The sequence below is a fragment of the Faecalibacterium sp. DFI.5.82 genome (assembly GCF_029076575.1).
Lineage (GTDB): Bacteria > Bacillota > Clostridia > Oscillospirales > Ruminococcaceae > Faecalibacterium > Faecalibacterium duncaniae.
This window is the reverse complement of sequence record NZ_JARFIS010000893.1, coordinates 1-296: the sequence shown is the minus strand read 5'-3', so window position 1 is coordinate 296 and position 296 is coordinate 1. Positions and strand designations below refer to the sequence as shown.

At 53.7% G+C, this 296-nt stretch carries 1 protein-coding gene; it reads right to left on the bottom strand.

The genetic code is table 11. The annotated features are described in order from the left end of the window. A partial coding sequence (locus tag P0G09_RS19385) for a hypothetical protein (protein WP_275253490.1) occupies positions 1 to 296 on the bottom strand: 296 nt, incomplete at both ends.

Below are 296 nucleotides of genomic sequence, written 5' to 3'. Positions count from 1 at the left end.
GATGACCCGATATTCCAGGTCATCCAGGATTTCTTGATACTCGGGTCCGGCTTGAATCTGATTGACGAACAGCTGCAGATGACGGATCAAAGCCTTGGCAGTCGGTGCATATTCACACGGCGCGGTCGGGTCCTCCAAGGCCACGTGATCATTCATCTCATCAGCACGGGCAATCACGCGGCCAGCCTCGCTCTCCTTTAATGATGGGCTCATAATAAAGTAGCCAGCCAGCAAGCGAATAAAGCGCAAAGTTCCCGTTCGAATCCCCACGGAACTGGTCGGATCCAGATCCAGCA